We start from the raw sequence: 20,426 nt of genomic DNA, 5'->3' as shown, positions 1-20,426 counted from the left end.
ATGTCGTTCATCTCTGGGGACTCCAAGGGGTCAAAGGCTTCTGGGTAAGCGCAAACTGAACGCTTGGACGGTAGATAGCCCCGAGAGTTCGCCGTCCATGGCCCCGACGGTCGGCTCAGCGGGTCCCGGAATGACCGAAACCGCCGCTGCCACGCTGGGTTTCGTCGAAGGCTTCGACGATGTCGAAATGCGCCTGCACCACCGGTACCAGGATCAGCTGGGCGATGCGCTCGCCGATGCTGATGGTGAACGGCGTGTTGCCGCGGTTCCAGCACGAGACCATGAGCTCGCCCTGGTAGTCCGAGTCGATCAGGCCGACCAGGTTGCCCAACACTACGCCGTGCTTATGACCAAGGCCCGAGCGCGGCAGGATCATCGCTGCCAGGCCTGGATCGCCGATGTAGATCGACAGGCCGGTGGGGATCAGCAGGGTCTGGCCCGGCTCGAGGACGGTGTCTTCCTTGAGCAGGGCGCGCAGGTCCAGGCCAGCGGAGCCGGGGGTGGCGTATTGCGGCAGGGGGAATTCGGTACCCAGGCGTGGGTCGAGGATCTTGGCTTGAAGAGCGTGCATGGAACTTATTGAACCTGATTGAGCCGTTCGGCGATGAAGGCGACCAGTTGCCGGGCGATCTTGCCCTTGCTGGTCTGCGCGAAGAGGGTCTGGTGCTGCTGGCGGTCGATTACGGTCAGGGCGTTTTCCTCGCTGTTGAAGCCGATGCTGGGGTTGGCCACATCATTGGCGACGATCAGGTCGAGGTTCTTGTCCTTGAGCTTGCGCGTTGCGTAATCGAGCAGGTGCTCGGTCTCGGCTGCGAAACCGACGCTGAACGGGCGGTCGGCACGGCCAGCGAGGGTGGCAAGGATATCCGGATTGCGCACCATCTGCAGCAGCATGCCGTCGCCGGTCGTAGGGTCTTTCTTGAGCTTTTGCGGGGCGACCACCTCGGGACGGTAGTCCGCGACTGCTGCCGAGGCGATGAACAGGTCGCACGGCATGGCTGCTTCACAGGCCGCGAGCATGTCCCGCGCGCTCACCACGTCGATGCGGTTGACCCGGTCGGGGGTCTGCAGGTGCACGGGGCCGGTGACGAGGGTCACTCTGGCCCCGGCTTCGGCGGCCGCTTCGGCCAGGGCAAAGCCCATCTTCCCGGAACTATGATTGGTGATGTAGCGCACCGGATCGATGTTTTCCTGGGTCGGGCCGGCGGTGATCAGCACGTGCTTGCCGGTCAGGGCCTGGCGCTTGAAGCTCTCGGCGGCGCACCAGGCAAGGTCGGTGGCTTCGAGCATACGGCCCAGGCCGACGTCGCCACAGGCCTGGCTGCCGGAGGCCGGGCCGAACACCTGGATGCCACGGCGCTTGAGCAGCTCGAGGTTGTCCTGGGTGGCGGGGTCGCGCCACATGGCCTGGTTCATGGCCGGGGCGACGGCGACGGTGGCGTCGGTGGCCAGCACCAGCGTGGTCAGCAGGTCATCGGCCATGCCCTGGGCCATGCGCGCCATCAGGTCGGCAGTGGCCGGGGCGATCAGCACCAGGTCGGCCCACTTGGCCAGTTCGATATGACCCATTGCAGCCTCGGCGGCAGGGTCGAGCAGGTCCATGTGCACCGGGTGGCCGGAGAGCGCCTGCAGGGTCAGCGGAGTGATGAACTCGGCGCCCCCGCGGGTCATGACGACACGCACCTGCGCGCCGTGTTCCAGGAGTCGGCGAATCAGCTCGGCGCTCTTGTAGGCGGCAATGCCGCCACCCACGCCGAGAACGATGCGCTTGCGATACAGCCGCTGCATAGGCTTGCCTTTTTCCAGTGAAAGCGGGCGGCGACGTTTGAAATTGCCTGCGGCAGAACGTCGCATTTAACGAGGCGAAATAGATTAACACAGGGCTTGAAGGCGCCGCAGTACAACGCAAGGAGGGGTATGAACATCAGGGAATGGCCGCTGGACGAGCGGCCGAGGGAGAAGTTGCTGGCGCGTGGGGCGCAGGTGTTGTCGGATGGGGAGTTGTTGGCAGTGCTGTTAGGCTCGGGCGTTGCCGGGCGCAACGTGGTCGACCTGGCGCGCAGCCTGCTCAAGCGCTTTGGCGGGTTGCGGGCGTTTCTCGAGGCCGACCGCGCCGCGCTGCTGCGCGAGCCGGGCATCGGGCCGGTGAAGTACGCGCAATTGCAGGCACTGCTGGAGATCGGACGACGCTACCTGGACGAAACCATCGAACGCGCGCCGGCGCTGGAAAGCCCTACGGCGGTGCGGCGCTACCTGAAGTCGATGCTGCGCCATGAACGCTGCGAGGTGTTCGGCTGCCTGTTCCTGGACACCCGGCACCGGCCCGTGGCGTTCGAGATCCTGTTTCGCGGCACGATAGACCGGGCAAGCATCTATCCGCGTGAGGTGGTGCGCCGGTCGCTGCTGCATAACGCGGCGGCGTTGATCATCTGTCACAACCACCCGTCGGGCAACAGCGCGCCGAGCCAGGACGATGTCCACCTGACTCGCACGTTGAAGCAGGCGCTGGCGCTGATCGATGTGCGTGTGCTCGACCACGTGATCGTCGGCGATGGCGAGCCGTTGTCGATGGTGGAACAGGGTTGGATCGGGGCGTAATGGAGGCAGTGCCGGCCTTTTCGCGGGTAAATCGCAGCGGCGAAAAGGCCGACACCGAGTGCCTGTCAGCGCTCCACCGACACCTTGCTGAAGTCCACCCGCCCGAACGGGCTCACCTGATAGCCCTCGACGCCCTTGCTCAGCAGGGTCGAGGCGGTCGGGTGGGCCAACGGCAGCCACAGCGCCTGTTGTTGGATCAGCGTCTGCGCCTGCTGGTACAGACGGCTGCGCACGCTCTGGTCGTTGGTGGTGCGTCCTGCGTTGATCAACTGGTCGAGACGGCTGTCGCAGAAACGCGCGAAGTTGGTCCCGGACTTGACCGCCGCGCACGAGAATTGCGGGCTGAGGAAGTTGTCCGGGTCGCCGTTGTCGCCCGCCCAGCCCATGAACAGCAGGTCATGTTCACCGGCCTTGGCCCGGCGGATCAGCTCGCCCCACTCGATCACTCGGATCTCGGCCTTGATGCCGATTTTCGCCAGGTCGGCCTGGAGCATTTGTGCGCCGAGGCTAGGGTTGGGGTTGAGCAGGCTGCCCGACGGCCGGGTCCAGATCGTGGTGCTGAAGCCGTCGGCCAGGCCGGCCTTGGTCAGCAACGCCTTGGCCTTCTTCAAGTCCAGCGCGTAGCCGGGCAGGTCCTTGGCGTAACTCCAGGTATTGGGCGGGTAGGGGCCGTTGGCGGCGATGGCGGTGTCATCGAACACGGCCTTGAGGTAGGCCGGTTTGTCGAAGGCGAGGTTGATCGCCTGGCGCACTTCGGGTTTGTCCAGCGGCGGGTGCTCGCTGTTGATGGCCACGAAGGCGGTCATGAAGGCCGGGGTGGAGGCTACCTTCAGCTTGTCGTTCTTCGCGGCTTCGGCGATGTCCAGCGGCTTGGGCGACAGGGCTACCTGGCATTCGTTGCGCTTGAGCTTCTGCAGGCGCACGTTCGGGTCGGTGGTGATGGCGAACACCAGCGGGTCGACCGCAGGCTTGCCGCCGAAGTAGTCGGGGTTGGCGCGATAACGCACCAGGGCGTCCTTCTGGAAGCGCTGGAAGACGAACGGGCCGGTGCCGATGGGCTGGCTATTGAGCTTCTCGGGCGTGCCGGCCTTGAGCAGCTTGTCGGCATACTCGGCCGAGTAGATCGAGGCGAAGCCCATGCTCAGGGTGGCCAGGAAGGTCGCGTCCGGATGGGTGAGGGTAAAGCGCACGCTCTGTGGATCGGGCGCGTCGATCGACTTGATCAGGTTGCCCAGCTGCAGCGACTGGGCATGCGGATAACCGCCGGGTGCGGTCTTGTGCCAGGCATGGGCGGGGTAGAGCATGCGCTGGAAGCTGAACAACACGTCGTCGGCGTCCAGTTCGCGGGTCGGCTTGAAGTAGTCGGTGCTGTGGAACTTCACGCCGCCGCGCAACGTGAAGTCATAGACCAGGCCGTCTTTGGAGACCGTCCAGCTTTGTGCAAGGCTCGGCACCACCTTGCCCTGGGCCGCGTCGAACTCGACCAGGCGGTTCATCAGCACGTCGGCCGAGGCGTTGGTAGTGGTCAGCGAGTTGTACTGAACCACGTCGAAACCTTCCGGGCTGGCCTCGGTGCACACCGACAGCGGAGCTGCCTGGGCGATGCCTGCGGCGAGCAGGGAAGTGAATAGAACGGAAAGGGCGGCGACGCGCATGGTGGATCCTCGGCTGGTCAGGGGCCCATCTGCCAGTGCAGTCTGGAGGCGGAAACGTCCTACCCTAGTGCGCCAGTCGGGAAATGACCACCTGATTTTTATGCTGCGCGGCGACGAGCGGTCGACAGTGCGCGGGCCTTGTCGCTATGCTGGCCGGGCGCGATCGGCCCGATCGGAATGTGCATCTTCTGTTGTTGTGGCCGACCCTTTCTGGTATAAAGCAGCGCTCTTTTCTAGGGGCTCGGCCTGTCGCTCATCTGAGCCGGTTCGATAAGACCCCCGGAAACACGGCGCCTTGGCGCCATAGACTGAGAGATTAAGCGGCCAACCCATGCCGGGTTGGGCATGTGGTTTTAGAGGGCTGAGGCATGTCGAGAGTCTGTCAAGTTACCGGTAAGGGTCCGGTAACCGGGAACAACATTTCCCACGCAAACAACAAAACCCGTCGTCGTTTCCTGCCGAACCTGCAGCACCACCGTTTCTGGGTTGAATCCGAGAATCGTTTCGTGCGTCTGCGCGTTTCCGCCAAAGGCATGCGTATCATCGACAAGCGCGGCATCGATGCCGTTCTGGTCGACATCCGTAAAGCTGGCGCCAAGGTTTAAGGGAGAACATCATGCGTGAATTGATCCGTCTGGTTTCGAGTGCCGGTACCGGCCACTTCTACACCACCGACAAGAACAAGCGCACCACTCCGGACAAGATCGAGATCAAGAAATACGATCCGGTCGTCCGCAAGCACGTGGTGTACAAGGAAGCCAAGATCAAGTAATTGATCCGGCAACCAAAAAAACCCGCCTTCGCAAGAAGGCGGGTTTTTTTATGCCTGACTCAAATGGCTGGGATCAGGAAATGATCAAGCCATTGATGAAACCATGCACGTCGACGCCGATCATCACGCGGTCGGTCCTGATCTCGCGAGTTGTGATGTCCTGCGGGCCTGCGGCCGCGGCCAGGCCGGTCAGCTCCAGGATGTAGGGCTTCACGCTTTCAACGTAGCGAGTACCGATCACGTGGCGTGCTGGGCAGAGGATGTCGATGGTCATGCGGGATGCTCCTTGGGTAATGTCCGAAGTGGACATCACCTAGTTTGGGTACGTGCATCCAGGCCAGGCATTACATATCTGTCGCCATCACTTCTGCTCGAACATCACATAGATCTTGCGGCACGCCTCCAGCACTTCCCAGGTACCCTTGAAGCCGGCCGGAATGACGAAACGGTCGCCTGCCCGCAGGGTCTTGGCGCCGCCGTCCTGGTCGCGCAGGACCGAAACGCCCTGGACGATCTCGCAATACTCGTGCTCGGTGTAATTCACCGTCCACTGGCCGACCTCACCCTCCCAGACGCCCGCGGCGAACTGGCCGCAAGGGCTCGAATAGTGGTTGTAAACCGCCTGATCCGGCTCGCCCTTGAGGATTTTCTCGGCCGCCGGGCGATAGCGCTCGGCTTCGGTAAGGACCTGGGCGAAGTCGATGATGCTGTCGATGCTCATGCTGGATACCCTGTTGTTGTTTAATAAAATGCACATCAGTAGGCTTTTAAGCCATTCGTGTCAAATATATTGATAGTTTAACCGGCCTGGTTTAGGGTGTCGGATGCCCGTGTGCGCTTGTCGCCCGGCCAGAATTTCTGACAGTGCCCGTGAGTCCTCAATACGGGGCTGCACCTTAACAAGAGGAGGAGTTTCGTATGACCACCCTGACTCGTGCGGATTGGGAACAGCGTGCCCAGCAACTGAAGATCGAAGGCCGCGCCTTCATCAACGGCGAATACACCGACGCCGCCTCCGGCGAAACCTTCGAGTGCCTGAGCCCAGTCGACGGACGTTTCCTGGCCAAGGTTGCCAGTTGTGACCTGGCCGACGCCAACCGCGCCGTGGAAAACGCTCGCGCCACCTTCGACTCTGGCGTCTGGTCGCAACTGGCTCCTGCCAAGCGCAAGGCCAAGCTGATCCGCTTCGCCGACCTGCTGCGCAAGCATGTCGAGGAACTGGCGCTGCTGGAAACCCTGGACATGGGCAAGCCGATCGGCGACTCCTCCACCATCGATATCCCGGGCGCTGCCCAGGCCATTCACTGGACTGCCGAAGCCATCGACAAGGTCTACGACGAGGTCGCACCGACCCCGCACGACCAACTGGGCCTGGTGACCCGTGAGCCGGTAGGCGTCGTGGGTGCCATCGTCCCATGGAACTTCCCGCTGTTGATGGCCTGCTGGAAACTCGGCCCGGCGCTGGCCACCGGCAACTCGGTGGTGCTCAAGCCGTCCGAGAAGTCCCCGCTGACCGCCATCCGCATCGCCCAACTGGCCATCGAGGCCGGCATCCCGGCAGGCGTGCTGAACGTGCTGCCTGGCTATGGCCACACCGTCGGCAAGGCCCTGGCCCTGCACATGGATGTCGATACCCTGGTGTTCACCGGTTCTACCAAGATCGCCAAGCAACTGATGGTGTACGCGGGCGAATCGAACATGAAGCGCATCTGGCTGGAAGCCGGTGGCAAGAGCCCGAACATCGTCTTCGCCGACGCCCCTGACCTGCAGGCCGCCGCCGAAGCCGCTGCCAGCGCCATCGCCTTCAACCAGGGCGAGGTCTGCACCGCTGGCTCGCGCCTGCTGGTCGAGCGCTCGATCAAGGACAAGTTCCTGCCGCTGGTGGTCGAGGCCCTCAAGGCCTGGAAGCCCGGCAACCCATTGGATCCGGCCACCACGGTCGGTGCGCTGGTCGATACCCAGCAGATGAACACCGTGCTGTCGTACATCGACGCCGGTCATCAGGACGGCGCCAAGCTGCTGGCCGGTGGCAAGCGCATCCTCGAAGAGACCGGCGGCACCTACGTCGAGCCGACCATCTTCGACGGTGTGACCAACGCCATGAAGATCGCCCAGGAAGAAATCTTCGGCCCGGTGCTGTCGGTGATCGCCTTCGACACCGCCGAAGAGGCCATCGCCATCGCCAACGATACCCCGTATGGCCTGGCGGCCGGCATCTGGACCGCCGATATCTCCAAGGCGCACAAGACTGCCCGTGCCGTGCGTGCCGGCAGCGTGTGGGTCAACCAGTACGACGGCGGCGACATGACCGCACCGTTCGGCGGCTTCAAGCAGTCGGGCAACGGCCGTGACAAGTCGCTGCATGCACTGGAGAAGTACACCGAGCTGAAGGCGACCTGGATCAAGTTGTGATCCGGTAGTCTTCTTCGCGGGCAAGCCCGCTCCCACAGGCCCGGCGCTGTCCTTGAGAGCGGCGGCGTACATGTGGGAGCGGGCTTGCCCGCGAATGGGCCTGAACAAATTTACCTGGGAGTCTGCAATGCGCTGGGGAACCTACTTTGCCGTACTGGCGTCGGTGCTCAGTGTCGGGCTTGCGCTCGGCGTGAGCATGCCGCTGGTATCCCTGCGCCTGGAAGGCTGGGGCTACGGCGGGTTCGCCATTGGTGTGATGGCGGCGATGCCGGCAATCGGCGTACTGCTCGGCGCGAGCCTGGCCAGTCGCCTGGCGGGTTGGGTCGGCGTGCCATCGGCGATGCGCCTGTGCCTGTGGGGCGGTGCGTTGTCGATCGTGCTGGTGGCAGTGTTGCCCAGCTATCCGCTGTGGCTGGCGCTACGCCTGCTGATCGGCATGTCACTGACAGTGGTGTTCATCCTCGGCGAAAGCTGGATCAACCAGTTGGTGGTCGAGCAGTGGCGCGGGCGGCTGGTGGCGCTGTATGGCAGCAGCTATGCCCTGAGCCAGCTGGCCGGGCCGCTGGTGCTGGGCTTTCTCGGCTCGGAAGATGATTTCGGTTTCTGGGCCGCCAGCGGCCTGCTGTTGCTCGCACCCTTGCTCCTGCTTGGCCGCGGTGGTGCGCCGTCGACCGAGGCGTGCAGCGTGACCTTCAGCGACTTGTTTGCCTTCTGCCGACGCTTGCCGGTAATTGCCTGGGCCATTGCGTTGTTCGCGGCATTCGAGGCGATGATCCTGACGCTCCTGCCGGTGTATGTGTTGCAGCAAGGCTTCACCGCCGAAGTGGCGTTGTTCATGGTCAGCACCGTGGTGGTCGGCGATGCCGTGCTGCAGCTGCCGATTGGCGCCCTTGCCGATCGCATGTCCCGGCAAGCCTTGTTCAGTGGCTGTGCGGTGAGTCTGCTGGGTTCGAGCCTGGCGATTCCGCTGCTGCTGCACACCCCGGCGGTGTGGCCGCTGTGGGTACTGTTCGGTGCGAGCGCGGGGGGCTTGTTCACCCTGTCGCTGATCCTGATCGGCGAGCGTTATCGCGATGACGCATTGGTGCGTGCCAACGCCCATGTGGCGCAATTGTGGGGTATCGGTTGTTTGCTCGGGCCTTTGCTGGCCGGGGCAGGGAGCCAGTGGGTCAGTGGGCATGCCTTGCTGTTCCTGATGGCTGCAGGGGCTGCGGGGCTGGTGCTGCTGACCCGGCGTCCCGGTGCGTTCGAGCCCGCCTCCGCCTGAAATAGCCGGGCCGCACTAGTGCGGCCCGGCTGCTAGAGCATCTTCTCCAATCCCACCGCCTTGGCTACCCAGGCATTGAACCGGCGCCATATCCCGCCCGGCTCAGCGGTCAGGGTATGCAACTGGCCATTGTCCTCGGTCACCCAGACCATCTTCCCGTCCACCAGCTTCGGCTGATAGCTCAAGGCCGGCGCCATGCCCTGTTCGGCCAGCGCGCGGGTGTACTCGGCCAACTCGGGGCTGTCGACCATCACCCCGACCTCGGTGTTCCACAGCACCGAGCGGGGATCGAAGTTGAAGGAGCCAATGAAGGTCTTGCGCCGGTCGAAGACCATTGCCTTGCTGTGCAGGCTCGAGTCGGACTGGCCCTTGAAGCTGAGGACGCCGCGCGCGGCGCTCGGGTCTCCGGGCTGGCGACGCAGCTCGAACAGCTCCACGCCATGTTCGAGCAGGGCACGGCGATAGGGCGCATAGCCGCCGTGCACGGCCGGCACATCGGTGGCTTCGAGCGAGTTGGTCAGCAGCTTGACCGAGGTGCCGGCGTCGGCGCGGCTGGTGAGGTACAGCAGGCCTGGCTCGCCCGGCACGAAGTAGGCCGAGACCAGGATCAGCTCGCGGTGTACGTTCTTCAGGTCCGGCGCCAGTTGCTGGGTCATCAGCAACTGTGGGTCGGGCTCGCCGCGGGCCAGCACCTTGCTCGGCGCATCCCACAGCGCCTGGCTGTGTGCCCAGATCAGCTCGTTGCGCCAGATGTCCAGGCGTGGCGCGGTCTGATAGGCCATAAGTCGGTCGTACAGCGCCTTGCGCTGCACCCTGGCCTGCGCCAGCCAGGTTTCCAGGCGCTGGCGGCTGGCGCGCAGGTCGCTGGCGTCCGGCGTGCTCCACAGGAAGTCGCCGATCGGCCGACTCAGGGCGCTGTTCCAGTACTGGTCGAAGCTGTGCCCGAGTTGCTCGGCCACAGGCCCTACACCCAGCAGGTCGATGTCGGTGAAGTTCAGGTTGGGCTCGGCGTCGAAGTACTCGTCACCCAGGTTGCGGCCGCCGACGATGGCCATACTGTTGTCGACCAGGAACAGCTTGTTGTGCATGCGCCGGTGCTGCAGCGACAGGTTGAACAGCCGCCCCATGGCACGCGTCAGGCCGGTGCTGCGGCCCAGGTGCAGCGGGTTGAACACGCGGATCTGGATATGAGGGTGGGCGGCGAGGGTGCCGATCAGGCTGTCCAGGCCATCGCTGGTGGTGTCGTCGAGCAGGATGCGCACCCGCACGCCGCGGTCGGCGGCGCGCAGCAGCTCGTGCACCAGGGCGCGGGTGCTCAGGCCATCGTGGACGATGTAGTACTGCAGGTCGATGCTGGTCTGGGCGTTGCGGATGAGCTCGGCGCGGGCGCGGAAGGCTTCGTTGCTGTTCGGTAGCAGGCGAAAGCCGGAGCGCCCCTCATAGGGCGCGGCCTGACGCTGGACTGAGCGGCCGAACGCCGAGTCGTTGGCCGGCAGCGCCTGGCTCACGTCGCGAGGTGCATCGACGCTGGCGCAGCCGCTCAGGCCGAGCAGCAGCGCCAGCAGGAGGGGCAGAGCCCGCTGGAGTCTCAAAGGCGAATCGTCCTGTACGACAGGTCACTGGAAGGTTGGACCGTGCAAAGCGCTGCAAAGTTACCCGGCGTCACTGTCCTGCGCCAGTAGGCGATAGGCAGTTTCACCTACCTTGCGTACCGCCGCCTCGATTTCCGGGGTGGCGCGGGTGGCGAAATTCATGCGCAGACAGTGCCGGTACTTGCCCGACGCCGAAAAAATGCTGCCGACGGCGATCTGTACGCCCTGTTCCAGTAGCGCACGGTTCAGCCGCAGGGTGTCGAAGCTCTCGGGCAGTTCCACCCACAGCATGAAGCCACCCTGGGGCCGGCTGGCGCGGGTGCCGGGCGGGAAGTAGCGGGTCACCCAGTCGCTCATCTGGTCGCGGGCGCGTTGGTACTGCGCCCGGACTCGGCGCAGGTGCGGCTGATAGTGGCCTTCGGCGATGAAGTCGGCGATCGCCAACTGGGGCTGGCAGGCCGTGCTGCCGGTGCTGATGTACTTCATGTGCAGCACCCGCTCCAGGTAGCGCCCGGGCGCCACCCAGCCGACCCGCAGGCCTGGGGCCAGGGTCTTGGAGAACGAGCTGCAGAGCAGTACGCGGCCATCCTCGTCGAACGATTTGATGGTGCGTGGGCGTGGGTAGGTGTAGGCCAGGTCGCCGTACACATCGTCTTCGAGAATCGCCACGTCGTAGCGCTGGGCCAGGGTCAGCAGGGCCTTCTTGCGCGCCTCGGGCATGATGTAGCCCAGCGGGTTGTTGCAACTGGGGGTGATCTGGATGAGCTTGATCGGCCATTGCTCCAGCGCCAGTTCCAGCGCCTCCAGGCTGATGCCGGTGGTCGGGTCTGTGGGGATCTCCAGCGCCTTCATGCCCAGGCCCTTGAGCGTCTGCATGGCGCCGTGGAAGCTGGGCGAATCCACCGCGACGATGTCGCCCGGCTCGCACACTGCGCGGATGCTGGTCGACAGCGCTTCGTGACAACCGGTGGTCACCACCAGGTCGCCTGGCCCGAGGTTGCAACCTGAGTCGAGCGTCAGGCGGGCGATCTGTTCACGCAGGGCTTCGTTGCCGTGGATGTTGTCGTAGTACAGCCCTGGCATGTCCAGGCGCCGGCTGAGCTGGGCAAGGCTGCGCAGCAGGGGCTTGAGCGTCGGGCTCTCGATGTCGGGCATGCCGCGACCGAGCTGGATCACGTCGGGGTGTGGGCTGGCACGTACCAACTCGAGCACCTGTTCCCACTGGGAAATATCCACAGGGCGTTGGGCGGGGCGGCTGATGGCGGGCAGGGCCGGCAGGCTGCGATTTTCCGTGACGAAGTAGCCGGACTTGGGGCGCGGAGCCACCAGGCCGTTGTCCTCCAGCTGGCGATAGGCCTGCTGTACGGTGCTCAGGCTGACGCCGTGTTCCAGGCTCAATGAGCGCACCGACGGCAGCCGTTCGCCGGGACGATACAGGCCTTGTTCGATCCGGGCACCGAGCAATTCGGCGAGGTTCATGTAGAGGGTCACGGCATACTCCTGCACACGCGGGGCAAGGTGAGCGATACAGATTGGCCAAAAATACTGCATTCAGCGGCCGCTGTGCCAATTCTGTATGGAAATAATAACCCTGTGTTGAATCTGTATCGTGCATGTCTGCCGAGCGCATGCTTTCTCCAGCTTTCGAGGCAATCAGGAGACATGGCAATGAACGGCTTGAGCGATGTACGGCTGCAACTGTTGGCGGAAGAACTGCGCGCAGGGCAGTGGCCCAAGGTTTCCAGTGCCCCTGTGGGCTTGGGTCGCCTGGGGCTGATGGTGCATCGCTGGCGCTCGCGCAAGGTGCTGCGCGAGTTGAGCGATCACCAGTTGCTGGATATCGGCATCAGCCGCCAGCAGGCCCGGGAGGAAGGGTGCAAGCCATTCTGGCGAGCGTGATCAGAGCAGCTCCTTGAGCCGGTACCAGAGCATCCCCAGCGCCAGCAGCGGCGAGCGCAGGTGCTTGCCGCCAGGGAAGGTCGCGTGCGGTACCTTGGCGAACAGGTCGAAGCGCCCCGCCTGCTGGCCGCTGATGGCCTCGCCCAGCAGACGCCCGGCCAGGTGCGTGGCGTTCAGGCCGTGGCCGGAGTAGGCCTGGGCGTAATAGACGTTGGCATGGCTGGCCAGGCGCCCGACCTGCGGCAGGCGATTGGCGCCGATACCGATCATGCCGCCCCACTGGTAGTCGATGCGCACACCGGCCAGCTGCGGGAACACCTTGAGCATCTTCGGGCCCATGTAGGCGCCGATGTCCTTCGGGTCGCGTCCGGAGTAGTGGCAGGCGCCGCCGAACAGCAGGCGGTGGTCGGCGGACAGGCGGAAGTAATCCAGCGCCACGCGCTGGTCGCATACGGCCATGTTCTGTGGCAGCAACTGGCGGGCACGTGCTTCGCCCAGGGGTTCGGTGGCGATGATGTAGCTGCCGGCGGGCAGCACCTTGCCGCCCAGTTCGCGGTTGAGGTCGTTGTGGTAGGCGTTGGTGCACAGCACCAGCGTACTGGCGCGCACCCGGCCCCGTGCCGTGTGCACCTGGACTTGCGGGCCGTAGTCGATGCGGGTTACTGCCGAATCCTCGTGCAGCTCCACGCCCAGGCGTTCGGCGGCGGCCGCTTCGCCCAGAGCCAAGTTGAGTGGATGCAGGTGGCCCGAGCCCATGTCGACCAGGCCGCCGACGAAGCTGTCGGATCCGACCACGCTGCGGATCTCGGAAGCGGGCACCACGCGGACCTCGTGGCGGTAGCCCAGGCTGCGCAGCTCTTCGGCATTTTCAGCGAAGCCGTCCAGCTCGGCGGGCTTGTACGCCAGGTCGCAGTAACCCCAGGTCAGGTCGCAGGCGATGGCGTGGCGCTCGATACGTTGACGCGCGATCTCCACGGCTTCCAGGCCCATCAGCTTGAGGCTGCGTACGCCATCCTTGCCGAGCACCGGCAGGAACTGCTCGACATCGTGGCCAACGCCACGGATCAACTGCCCACCATTGCGACCGCTGGCGCCCCAGCCGATCTTGCGGGCTTCGAGCAGGATCACCGAGAAGCCGCGCTCGGCCAGCTCGATGGCGGTATTGAGGCCCGAGTAACCGCCGCCGACGATGCACACATCGGCACTGTGCTCGCCTTCCAGGCTTGGGTAGTCCGGTTGCGGCGCGCTGCTGGCGGCATAGTAGGAGGCGGCGTGCTGCGCGCTGTGGATCATCTGGGAAGGCCCTGGAGTCGGTGCGAAGGGGGCGAGGATAAGCTGGGGTTTCGCGGTTGGGCAACCGGGCGAGGGCTTGCTCGGCGAATGGCCCTATAATCCTCACAAACCTCGACGACACACCGCCCATGCCCTGCAACCACAAGATCCAGTTCCTGCGCGAACTCATCCCGTCCTTCGAATGCGAGCCCGGCTGCCACGACTGCTGTGGCCCGGTTACCACATCCAGTGAAGAGATGGCTCGCCTGCCACGCAAGACCCAGGCCGAACAGGATGCTGCGCTGGAGCGCCTGGACTGTGTGCACCTCGGCCCGCAAGGCTGCACCGTCTATGAAGAGCGCCCGCTGATCTGCCGCCTGTTCGGCACCACGCCGCGCATGGCCTGCCCCCGTGGTCGTGGTCCGCAGCAGCCGATCGAACCTGAGGCCGAGCGGCTGATCCATGGTTATATCGCCAGCACCCGCCAGGTGCTGGTCTGACGGTTCAGTCCGGAATTGGCAGGCAGAGGCTCTCCTTGACCTCTTCCATCACGATGTAGCTTTTCGATTCGCGCACATGCGGCAGCTTGAGCAGGATGTCGCCCAACAGCTTGCGGTACGAGGCCATCTCGGAAATACGCGCCTTCACCAGGTAGTCGAAGTCTCCCGACACCAGGTGGCACTCCAGCACATGCGGCAGCTTGAGGACGGCGCGGCGGAACTCTTCGAAGGTGTCGCCGGACTTGTAGTCCAGGCTGATTTCGACGAACACCAGCAGGCTGCCCTTGAGGTGTTGCGGATTGAGGCGGGCGTTGTAGCCCATGATGATGCCCTCACGTTCCAGGCGGCGGACACGTTCGGTGCAGGGGGTGGTGGACAACCCGACTTTCTCGCCCAGCTCGGTGAAGGAGATACGCCCGTCATTCTGCAGGATGCGCAGGATGTTGCGGTCGATCTTGTCCAGTTCACGTTTGCTTTGGTGTTGGGTTCTCATAGGGGATGCCCCTCCGTGAAAGGCGTTTTTGCCGAGAATTCTCGCCAAATATAGGTTTTTATATAGTGAAAAGCACTGGGCCGAGATTCTTATACTGCGCGCATCCATGCCATTTCAACAAAAGACTGCGGTGTACCGCGTGCGAGGGATAAACGATGCGAGTTCTGGTACTTGGTAGCGGTGTGATCGGAACCGCCAGTGCCTACTACCTGGCCCGGCAAGGTTTCGAAGTGACGGTGGTCGATCGCCAGCCGGCGGTGGCCATGGAAACCAGCTTCGCCAACGCTGGCCAGATCTCGCCCGGCTATGCCTCGCCCTGGGCCGCGCCAGGCGTGCCGCTCAAAGCCATCAAGTGGCTGCTCGAGCGCCATGCACCGCTTGCCATCAAGCTGACCGGTGACGTCGACCAGTACCTGTGGATGGCGCAGATGCTGCGCAACTGCACAGCCAATCGCTATGCGGTGAACAAGGAGCGCATGGTGCGCCTGTCCGAGTACAGCCGCGACTGCCTCGACGAGCTGCGCGCCGAAACCGGCATCGCCTACGAGAGCCGCACCCTGGGCACCACCCAACTGTTCCGCACCCAGGCCCAGGTCGATGCCGCAGCCAAGGATATTGCCGTGCTCGAGCAGTCTGGCGTGCCTTACGAATTGCTCGACCGCGACGGCATCGCCCGCGTGGAGCCTGCGCTGGCGGGCGTGAAGGACATCCTTGCTGGCGCCCTGCGCCTGCCCAACGACCAGACCGGCGACTGCCAGCTGTTCACCACCAAGCTGGCCGACATGGCCATCAAGCTGGGCGTCGAGTTCCGCTTCGGCCAGAACATCCAGCGCCTGGACCATGCCGGTGACCGTATCAATGGCGTGTGGATCGACGGCAAGCTGGAGACCGCCGATCGCTATGTGCTGGCCCTGGGCAGCTATTCGCCGCAACTGCTCAAGCCGCTGGGGATCAAGGCACCGGTGTATCCGCTCAAGGGCTACTCGCTGACCGTGCCGATCACCGATGCCGACATGGCGCCGACCTCGACCATTCTCGATGAAACCTACAAAGTCGCCATCACCCGTTTCGACAACCGTATCCGTGTCGGTGGCATGGCTGAAATCGCCGGTTTTGACCTGTCGCTGAACCCGCGTCGACGCGAAACGCTGGAGATGATCGTCAACGACCTTTATCCTCGCGGCGGCGACCTGAGCCAGGCCAGTTTCTGGACCGGCCTGCGCCCGGCCACTCCAGATGGCACCCCGATTGTCGGTGGCACCGCGTTCCGCAACCTGTTCCTCAATACAGGTCACGGCACCCTTGGCTGGACCATGGCTTGCGGTTCCGGTCGCCTGCTGGCCGACCTGATCGCGCGCAAGAAACCGCAGATCAGTGCCGAAGGGCTGGATATCTCGCGCTACGGCAACAGCCGCGAGAGTGCTGGCCACGGTAGCCCGGTATCGGCTCACCAGTAATTGCAGCGCTGGCCTCTTCGTGGGAAAGCCCGCTCCCATGGCAGGATGAGGACTTGTGGGAGCGGGCTTGCCCGCGAAAAGGCCAGCACCGTTCCTCCGTCATAAACAGATCCACCAGAAGGCTGCCCTCCATGCGCCCCGCCCGTGCCCTGATCGACCTCCAAGCCCTCCGTCACAACTACCGCCTGGCCCGTGAATTGTCCGGCGCCAAGGCCCTTGCCGTGGTCAAGGCCGATGCCTACGGCCACGGTGCGGTACGTTGCGCCCTGGCGCTGGAGACCGAGGCTGACGGTTTCGCCGTTGCCTGCATCGAAGAGGCCCTGGAGCTGCGTGCCGCAGGGATCAAGGCTCCGGTGCTGCTGCTCGAAGGCTTCTTCGAGGCCAGCGAGCTGGCGCTGATCGCCGAGCACGACCTGTGGTGCGTGGTGCACTCGCTGTGGCAGCTCGAAGCGATCGAGCAGACCGCCGTGCGCAAGCCGCTGAACATCTGGCTCAAGCTCGACAGCGGCATGCACCGCGTCGGCCTGCACCCCAAGGACTACCACGAGGCCTACCAGCGCCTGCTGGCCAGCGGCAAGGTCGCGCGCATCGTGCTGATGACCCACTTCGCCCGTGCCGACGAGCTCGATGCCTCGACCACCGAGCAGCAGGTTGCCGTGTTCCAGGCCGCCCGCCAGGGGCTGGCCGCCGAGTGCAGCCTGCGCAACTCCCCCGGTGTGCTGGGCTGGCCGCAGGTGCCGAGTGATTGGGTGCGTCCGGGCATCATGCTGTACGGGGCCACGCCGTTCGAGGTCGAGCAGGCCGCAGCTGCGCGCCTGCAACCGGTAATGACCCTGCAATCGCGCATCATCAGCGTGCGCGAACTGCCAACCGGTGAGCCGGTCGGATACGGTGCCAAGTTCACCAGCCCGCGCCCGACCCGGGTTGGCGTGGTCGCGATGGGTTACGCCGATGGCTACCCACGCCACGCGCCCACCGGCACCCCGGTGGTGGTCGCCGGCAAGCGTACTCAACTGATTGGTCGGGTCTCGATGGACATGCTCTGCGTCGACCTCACCGAAGTGCCAGAGGCGGGTATCGGCAGCCCGGTCGAACTGTGGGGCAAGCAGGTCCTGGCCAGTGACGTGGCGCAACAGGCGGGCACCATTCCCTACCAGATCTTCTGCAACCTGCGGCGCGTGCCATTGGATTATTACGGCGAATGAGGCGCTGAAGCGGACAGGCTGGGGTCTTGCGTGTTGTAAATACTGAACGGCATTGCCATGATATCGTTCACATTTGACCCCATCTCGACCGTTTCTGGAGGCGCAAGCTTTGGACGTCGGCGAACGACTGCAAGCCATCCGCAAGCTCAAGGGCCTGTCCCAGCGCGAACTCGCCAAACGGGCGGGCGTAACCAACAGCACCATCTCGATGATCGAGAAGAACAGCGTGAGCCCGTCGATCAGCTCCCTGCGCAAGGTGCTGAGCGGCATTCCCATGTCGATGGTCGAGTTCTTTTCCGTCGAGCTTGCGCCGGAAAGCCCCACCCAGATCGTCTACAAGGCCCACGAGCTGATCGACATTTCCGACGGCGCGGTGACCATGAAGCTGGTCGGCAAATCGCACCCCAACCGTGCCATCGCCTTTCTCAACGAGGTCTATCCGCCGGGGGCCGACACGGGTGAAGAGATGCTCACACACGATGGCGAAGAGACCGGAATCCTCCTCGAAGGCCGTCTTGAACTGGTGGTCGGCGCCGAAACCTTCATCCTCGAAGCGGGCGACAGCTACTACTTCGAGAGCACCCGTCCGCACCGTTTCCGCAACCCTTTCGACGAACCTGCCCGCCTGATCAGTGCTGCCACGCCTTCGAACTTTTGATCCAGCGCAGCGTATTGTTTCGCCAATACCCCTTTCCTGTGTGGGGTCGTTTCACGCCTTCCGGGTAGCCGCTATACTTTTCAACGCTCGCCAACCGTGGCGGCGGGCGTGATTAGCCACCATGAGGGTGTACGCGTGAACCAAATCAAGAAAATGCTGGCCGTACCAGCAGCCGTATTCGCCCTCTGGGCACTCAATGCAAGCGCTGCGACCAACGACGACATCGCCAAGCGCCTGGAGCCGGTGGGGCAGGTGTGCGTCCAGGGCCAGGAGTGCAAGGGCATGGAAGTGGCCGTTTCGGCCGGTGGCGGTGGCGCCAAGACACCCGACGAAATCATCGCCAAGCACTGCAATGCCTGCCATGGCACGGGCCTGCTGAACGCGCCGAAGATCGGCGACACGGCCGCCTGGAAAGAGCGCGCCGATCACCAGGGCGGCCTCGACGGGATTCTGGCCAAGGCCATCACCGGCATCAACGCCATGCCGCCCAAGGGCACCTGCGCCGACTGTTCGGATGACGAGCTCAAGGGTGCGATCAAGAAGATGTCGGGGCTGTAGGCCGGACCGATTTGGGTAAAGCCCGCCACGGATGGCGGGCTTTTGCATTTGTGCGGGATGTGCAGGCCTGGTCAGCAAATCAGCTAGGGTAATGGTCACAACCTGTAGGAGCGGGCTTGCCCGCGAAAGGGCCGGCCCGGTCAGCAAACCAGTCAGGGGAATGGTCACAACCTGTAAGCCCCCCACAAAGCCACAGGAGCCCCCGATGCCCCATCGCTGCTCGATCGACCAGGCCGTCGACCAGGTCCTGGCCCGCCTCCCGGCGCATATCCACATGGGCCTGCCCCTTGGCCTGGGCAAACCCAATGCCTTCGTCAACGCACTCTATGCCCGCATCCGCAGCCTGCCCGAGCGGCGCCTGACAATCTACACCGCCCTCAGCCTGGGCCGACCGCCGCTAGGTGACGGCCTGCAGCGGCGCTTCCTCGAACCCTTCGTCGAGCGCGTCTTCGCCGACTACGAAGAGCTCGACTACCTCGCCGACCTGCGCAGCGACAAGCTGCCGGCCAACATCCGTGTCGAACAGTTCTTCATGCAGCCCGGTTCGCTGCTGCACAGCGAGACCGCCCAGCAGGACTACGTCAGTAGCAACTACAGCCACGCTGCGCGCGATATCAACGCCAAGGGCTTGAACCTCATCGCCCAGATCGTTGCCGCTACGCCCGAGCGTCCGGATCACCTGAGCCTGGCCTGCAATCCCGACATTACCCTCGATCTGCTGCCGATGATCGCCAAGCGCCGTGCCGCCGGTGAAACCATCCTCATGCTCGGCCAGGTGCATGCCGAACTGCCCTACATGCCGGGCGACGCCGAACTGCCTGCACAGGATTTCGACCTGCTGATCGATACCCCCGAGCAGCGTCGACTGTTCTGCACCCCGAACATGCCGGTCACCCTCCAGGACCACTGCATCGGCCTGTACGCCAGCACCCTGGTACGTGATGGCGGCACCCTGCAGATCGGCATCGGCGCCATGGGCGATGCCGTGACCGCAGCGCTGCTCTCGCGCCAGGACGACAACGACGCTTACCGCGCGTTGCTCGAAGACCTGGACCTGAACCCCTGGAAAACGCTGATCGAGCGTGAGGGTGGTATGGATGCCTTTGCCCAAGGGCTCTACGGCTGCAGCGAGATGTTCGTCAACGGCCTGCTGGCGCTGGCCGAAGCAGGCGTGATGCGACGCCCGGCCGACGAGCAAGGCGTGCTGGTGCATGGCGGGTTCTTTCTCGGCACCGCAGATTTCTACCAGCGCTTGCGGCAGATGCCTCTTGAGCAGCGCAAACGCTTCGCCATGACCGCCATCAGCTTCATCAACGAACTGTACGGCGACGAAGCACTCAAGCGTCGCCAGCGCCGCGATGCGCGCTTCGTCAACACGGTGTTTGGCATGACCCTGCTCGGTGCCGGGGTGGCCGATCAGTTGGAAGATGGCCGGGTGCTCAGTGGTGTGGGCGGGCAATACAACTTCGTCGCCCAGGGCCATGCACTGGAGGGCGGTCGCTCGATCCTGCTGCTGCGAAGCTGGCGCGAGGCGGGTGGCGAGGTGACGTCGAATGTGTTCTGGCAGTACGGCCATTGCACCATCCCCCGGCACCTGCGCGACATCGTGATCACCGAATACGGCATCGCCGACCTGCGTGGGCAGACCGACAGCGAGGTGATCGCGCGGTTGCTGGCAATCAGCGACTCACGGTTCCAGAGACCGTTGATGGAGCAGGCGAAGAAGGCCGGAAAGCTGGCGCGGGACTTCGAACTGCCTGCACGCTTCGCCGACAACACACCCGAGCGCCTGGAAGCGGTCAAGGCGCGGCATGTGGGGTTGTTCCCCGAGTATCCGCTGGGCAGCGACTTCACGCCTGAGGAGCAGGACCTGTTGCGGGCGCTGAACTGGCTCAAGAGCAAGTTCAAGCTGAGCGAGGTGCTGGAGCTGGGCAAGGCTGCGCTGGATGCGCCAGAGCCTGAAGCCTATCCGGCGCACCTGGTGCGGATGGGGCTGAGTGAACCGCAGGGGCTGAAGGAGGAGCTGTACCAGCGGTTGCTGCTGGCGGGGTTGCAGGCTGCAAAATAAACGCTCGGACATGCTGTCCC

21 protein-coding genes are annotated in these 20,426 nt (G+C 64.2%); 12 read left to right on the top strand and 9 right to left on the bottom strand.

All coding sequences use genetic code 11. The annotated features are described in order from the left end of the window. Positions 1-115 precede the first annotated feature (115 nt). On the bottom strand, positions 116-571 hold the full coding sequence (dut, locus tag F6X62_RS05265; protein ID WP_063542034.1) for a dUTP diphosphatase: 456 nt from the start codon (positions 569-571) through the stop codon (positions 116-118). Positions 572-576: 5 nt separating this feature from the next. After that, entirely contained in the window at positions 577-1,788 is a 1,212-nt protein-coding gene (gene coaBC / locus F6X62_RS05260; protein WP_054894122.1) for a bifunctional phosphopantothenoylcysteine decarboxylase/phosphopantothenate--cysteine ligase CoaBC, read from the bottom strand. 129 nt (positions 1,789-1,917) lie between these two features. Here coaBC and radC point away from each other — a divergent pair, with 129 nt between their 5' ends. Then, positions 1,918-2,598 carry a DNA repair protein RadC gene (radC, locus tag F6X62_RS05255; RefSeq protein WP_153772893.1) on the top strand — a complete coding sequence of 227 codons (681 nt, stop codon included), beginning with the start codon at positions 1,918-1,920 and terminating at the stop codon, positions 2,596-2,598. A gap of 65 nt (positions 2,599-2,663) precedes the next feature. Here radC and F6X62_RS05250 read toward each other — a convergent pair whose 3' ends face one another. Next, positions 2,664-4,253 carry an ABC transporter substrate-binding protein gene (locus tag F6X62_RS05250; RefSeq protein ID WP_153772892.1) on the bottom strand — a complete coding sequence of 530 codons (1,590 nt, stop codon included), beginning with the start codon at positions 4,251-4,253 and terminating at the stop codon, positions 2,664-2,666. 368 nt (positions 4,254-4,621) lie between these two features. Between F6X62_RS05250 and rpmB the strand changes: the two genes are divergently transcribed. Together rpmB and rpmG are read left to right on the top strand one after the other, a co-directional pair. Then, positions 4,622-4,858, top strand: a complete 237-nt coding sequence (gene rpmB, locus F6X62_RS05245) for a 50S ribosomal protein L28 (RefSeq protein ID WP_054894119.1) — start codon at positions 4,622-4,624, stop codon at positions 4,856-4,858. Positions 4,859-4,869: 11 nt separating this feature from the next. Then, the gene (gene rpmG / locus F6X62_RS05240) at positions 4,870-5,025 is read left to right on the top strand and encodes a 50S ribosomal protein L33 (protein ID WP_003253507.1); all 156 of its coding nucleotides are present in this window, start codon (positions 4,870-4,872) and stop codon (positions 5,023-5,025) included. Between the two features lie 73 nt (positions 5,026-5,098). Here the strand turns inward: rpmG and F6X62_RS05235 are convergent, their stop codons facing one another. After that, positions 5,099-5,299 (bottom strand): hypothetical protein, encoded by a 201-nt coding sequence (locus tag F6X62_RS05235; RefSeq protein ID WP_153772891.1) that lies wholly within the window; start codon positions 5,297-5,299, stop codon positions 5,099-5,101. An 87-nt stretch (positions 5,300-5,386) separates the two neighbouring features. Continuing rightward, positions 5,387-5,746, bottom strand: a complete 360-nt coding sequence (locus F6X62_RS05230) for a cupin domain-containing protein (protein WP_054894117.1) — start codon at positions 5,744-5,746, stop codon at positions 5,387-5,389. A gap of 197 nt (positions 5,747-5,943) precedes the next feature. Between F6X62_RS05230 and F6X62_RS05225 the strand changes: the two genes are divergently transcribed. Together F6X62_RS05225 and F6X62_RS05220 are read left to right on the top strand one after the other, a co-directional pair. Continuing rightward, positions 5,944-7,437, top strand: a complete 1,494-nt coding sequence (locus tag F6X62_RS05225; protein ID WP_054894116.1) for an aldehyde dehydrogenase — start codon at positions 5,944-5,946, stop codon at positions 7,435-7,437. Positions 7,438-7,564: 127 nt separating this feature from the next. Continuing rightward, positions 7,565-8,704, top strand: coding sequence for an MFS transporter (locus tag F6X62_RS05220; RefSeq protein WP_065864722.1), 1,140 nt, complete (start codon positions 7,565-7,567; stop codon positions 8,702-8,704). 32 nt (positions 8,705-8,736) lie between these two features. On the opposite strand, the gene F6X62_RS05215 is transcribed toward F6X62_RS05220, so the two are convergent. Together F6X62_RS05215 and F6X62_RS05210 are read right to left on the bottom strand one after the other, a co-directional pair. After that, a complete protein-coding gene (locus tag F6X62_RS05215) occupies positions 8,737-10,296 on the bottom strand; it encodes a phospholipase D family protein (protein ID WP_153772890.1) in 1,560 nt (519 codons plus the stop codon). A 60-nt stretch (positions 10,297-10,356) separates the two neighbouring features. After that, positions 10,357-11,787, bottom strand: a complete 1,431-nt coding sequence (locus F6X62_RS05210; RefSeq protein ID WP_172964799.1) for a PLP-dependent aminotransferase family protein — start codon at positions 11,785-11,787, stop codon at positions 10,357-10,359. A 177-nt stretch (positions 11,788-11,964) separates the two neighbouring features. On the opposite strand from F6X62_RS05210, the gene F6X62_RS05205 reads away from it, so the two are divergent. After that, a complete protein-coding gene (locus F6X62_RS05205; protein ID WP_153772889.1) occupies positions 11,965-12,195 on the top strand; it encodes a DUF1127 domain-containing protein in 231 nt (76 codons plus the stop codon). Here F6X62_RS05205 and F6X62_RS05200 read toward each other — a convergent pair whose 3' ends face one another. After that, positions 12,196-13,488, bottom strand: coding sequence for an FAD-binding oxidoreductase (locus tag F6X62_RS05200; RefSeq protein WP_153772888.1), 1,293 nt, complete (start codon positions 13,486-13,488; stop codon positions 12,196-12,198). A 128-nt stretch (positions 13,489-13,616) separates the two neighbouring features. Between F6X62_RS05200 and F6X62_RS05195 the strand changes: the two genes are divergently transcribed. After that, complete coding sequence (locus tag F6X62_RS05195) at positions 13,617-13,967, top strand: YkgJ family cysteine cluster protein (protein WP_054894110.1); 351 nt, start codon at positions 13,617-13,619, stop codon at positions 13,965-13,967. 4 nt (positions 13,968-13,971) lie between these two features. On the opposite strand, the gene dadR is transcribed toward F6X62_RS05195, so the two are convergent. Then, positions 13,972-14,460: a transcriptional regulator DadR gene (dadR, locus tag F6X62_RS05190; RefSeq protein ID WP_003258963.1), complete on the bottom strand. Its 489-nt coding sequence runs from the start codon at positions 14,458-14,460 to the stop codon at positions 13,972-13,974. Positions 14,461-14,615: 155 nt separating this feature from the next. On the opposite strand from dadR, the gene dadA reads away from it, so the two are divergent. The 5 genes from dadA (at position 14,616) to F6X62_RS05165 (ending at position 20,406) form a co-directional block, all read left to right on the top strand. Beyond that, positions 14,616-15,917 (top strand): D-amino acid dehydrogenase, encoded by a 1,302-nt coding sequence (gene dadA, locus F6X62_RS05185; RefSeq protein ID WP_065864728.1) that lies wholly within the window; start codon positions 14,616-14,618, stop codon positions 15,915-15,917. Between the two features lie 131 nt (positions 15,918-16,048). Next, positions 16,049-17,122, top strand: a complete 1,074-nt coding sequence (alr, locus tag F6X62_RS05180) for an alanine racemase (protein WP_054894108.1) — start codon at positions 16,049-16,051, stop codon at positions 17,120-17,122. 109 nt (positions 17,123-17,231) lie between these two features. Beyond that, positions 17,232-17,780, top strand: coding sequence for a cupin domain-containing protein (locus F6X62_RS05175; RefSeq protein ID WP_054894107.1), 549 nt, complete (start codon positions 17,232-17,234; stop codon positions 17,778-17,780). Positions 17,781-17,915: 135 nt separating this feature from the next. After that, entirely contained in the window at positions 17,916-18,338 is a 423-nt protein-coding gene (locus F6X62_RS05170; RefSeq protein WP_256673915.1) for a cytochrome c5 family protein, read from the top strand. 205 nt (positions 18,339-18,543) lie between these two features. Beyond that, positions 18,544-20,406, top strand: coding sequence for an acetyl-CoA hydrolase/transferase C-terminal domain-containing protein (locus F6X62_RS05165; protein WP_153772887.1), 1,863 nt, complete (start codon positions 18,544-18,546; stop codon positions 20,404-20,406). Positions 20,407-20,426 lie beyond the last annotated feature (20 nt).

Origin of the sequence: Pseudomonas sp. MNR3A, assembly GCF_009650575.1 — a bacterium.
GTDB classification, from domain to species: domain Bacteria; phylum Pseudomonadota; class Gammaproteobacteria; order Pseudomonadales; family Pseudomonadaceae; genus Aquipseudomonas; species Aquipseudomonas machongensis.
This window is presented reverse-complemented; position numbering and strand designations above follow the sequence as displayed.

What these genes read in the sequence shown, in the direction of transcription:
- F6X62_RS05225 (WP_054894116.1), top strand. Translation starts at nt 5,944, where the DNA reads ATGACCACCCTGACTCGTGCGGATTGGGAACAGCGTGCCCAGCAACTG.
- dadR (WP_003258963.1), bottom strand. Translation starts at nt 14,460, where the DNA reads ATGAGAACCCAACACCAAAGCAAACGTGAACTGGACAAGATCGACCGC.
- F6X62_RS05235 (WP_153772891.1), bottom strand. Translation starts at nt 5,299, where the DNA reads ATGACCATCGACATCCTCTGCCCAGCACGCCACGTGATCGGTACTCGC.
- radC (WP_153772893.1), top strand. Translation starts at nt 1,918, where the DNA reads ATGAACATCAGGGAATGGCCGCTGGACGAGCGGCCGAGGGAGAAGTTG.
- F6X62_RS05200 (WP_153772888.1), bottom strand. Translation starts at nt 13,488, where the DNA reads ATGATCCACAGCGCGCAGCACGCCGCCTCCTACTATGCCGCCAGCAGC.
- F6X62_RS05250 (WP_153772892.1), bottom strand. Translation starts at nt 4,253, where the DNA reads ATGCGCGTCGCCGCCCTTTCCGTTCTATTCACTTCCCTGCTCGCCGCA.
- alr (WP_054894108.1), top strand. Translation starts at nt 16,049, where the DNA reads ATGCGCCCCGCCCGTGCCCTGATCGACCTCCAAGCCCTCCGTCACAAC.
- rpmB (WP_054894119.1), top strand. Translation starts at nt 4,622, where the DNA reads ATGTCGAGAGTCTGTCAAGTTACCGGTAAGGGTCCGGTAACCGGGAAC.
- F6X62_RS05205 (WP_153772889.1), top strand. Translation starts at nt 11,965, where the DNA reads ATGAACGGCTTGAGCGATGTACGGCTGCAACTGTTGGCGGAAGAACTG.
- coaBC (WP_054894122.1), bottom strand. Translation starts at nt 1,788, where the DNA reads ATGCAGCGGCTGTATCGCAAGCGCATCGTTCTCGGCGTGGGTGGCGGC.
- F6X62_RS05195 (WP_054894110.1), top strand. Translation starts at nt 13,617, where the DNA reads ATGCCCTGCAACCACAAGATCCAGTTCCTGCGCGAACTCATCCCGTCC.
- F6X62_RS05165 (WP_153772887.1), top strand. Translation starts at nt 18,544, where the DNA reads ATGCCCCATCGCTGCTCGATCGACCAGGCCGTCGACCAGGTCCTGGCC.
- dadA (WP_065864728.1), top strand. Translation starts at nt 14,616, where the DNA reads ATGCGAGTTCTGGTACTTGGTAGCGGTGTGATCGGAACCGCCAGTGCC.
- rpmG (WP_003253507.1), top strand. Translation starts at nt 4,870, where the DNA reads ATGCGTGAATTGATCCGTCTGGTTTCGAGTGCCGGTACCGGCCACTTC.
- dut (WP_063542034.1), bottom strand. Translation starts at nt 571, where the DNA reads ATGCACGCTCTTCAAGCCAAGATCCTCGACCCACGCCTGGGTACCGAA.
- F6X62_RS05220 (WP_065864722.1), top strand. Translation starts at nt 7,565, where the DNA reads ATGCGCTGGGGAACCTACTTTGCCGTACTGGCGTCGGTGCTCAGTGTC.
- F6X62_RS05230 (WP_054894117.1), bottom strand. Translation starts at nt 5,746, where the DNA reads ATGAGCATCGACAGCATCATCGACTTCGCCCAGGTCCTTACCGAAGCC.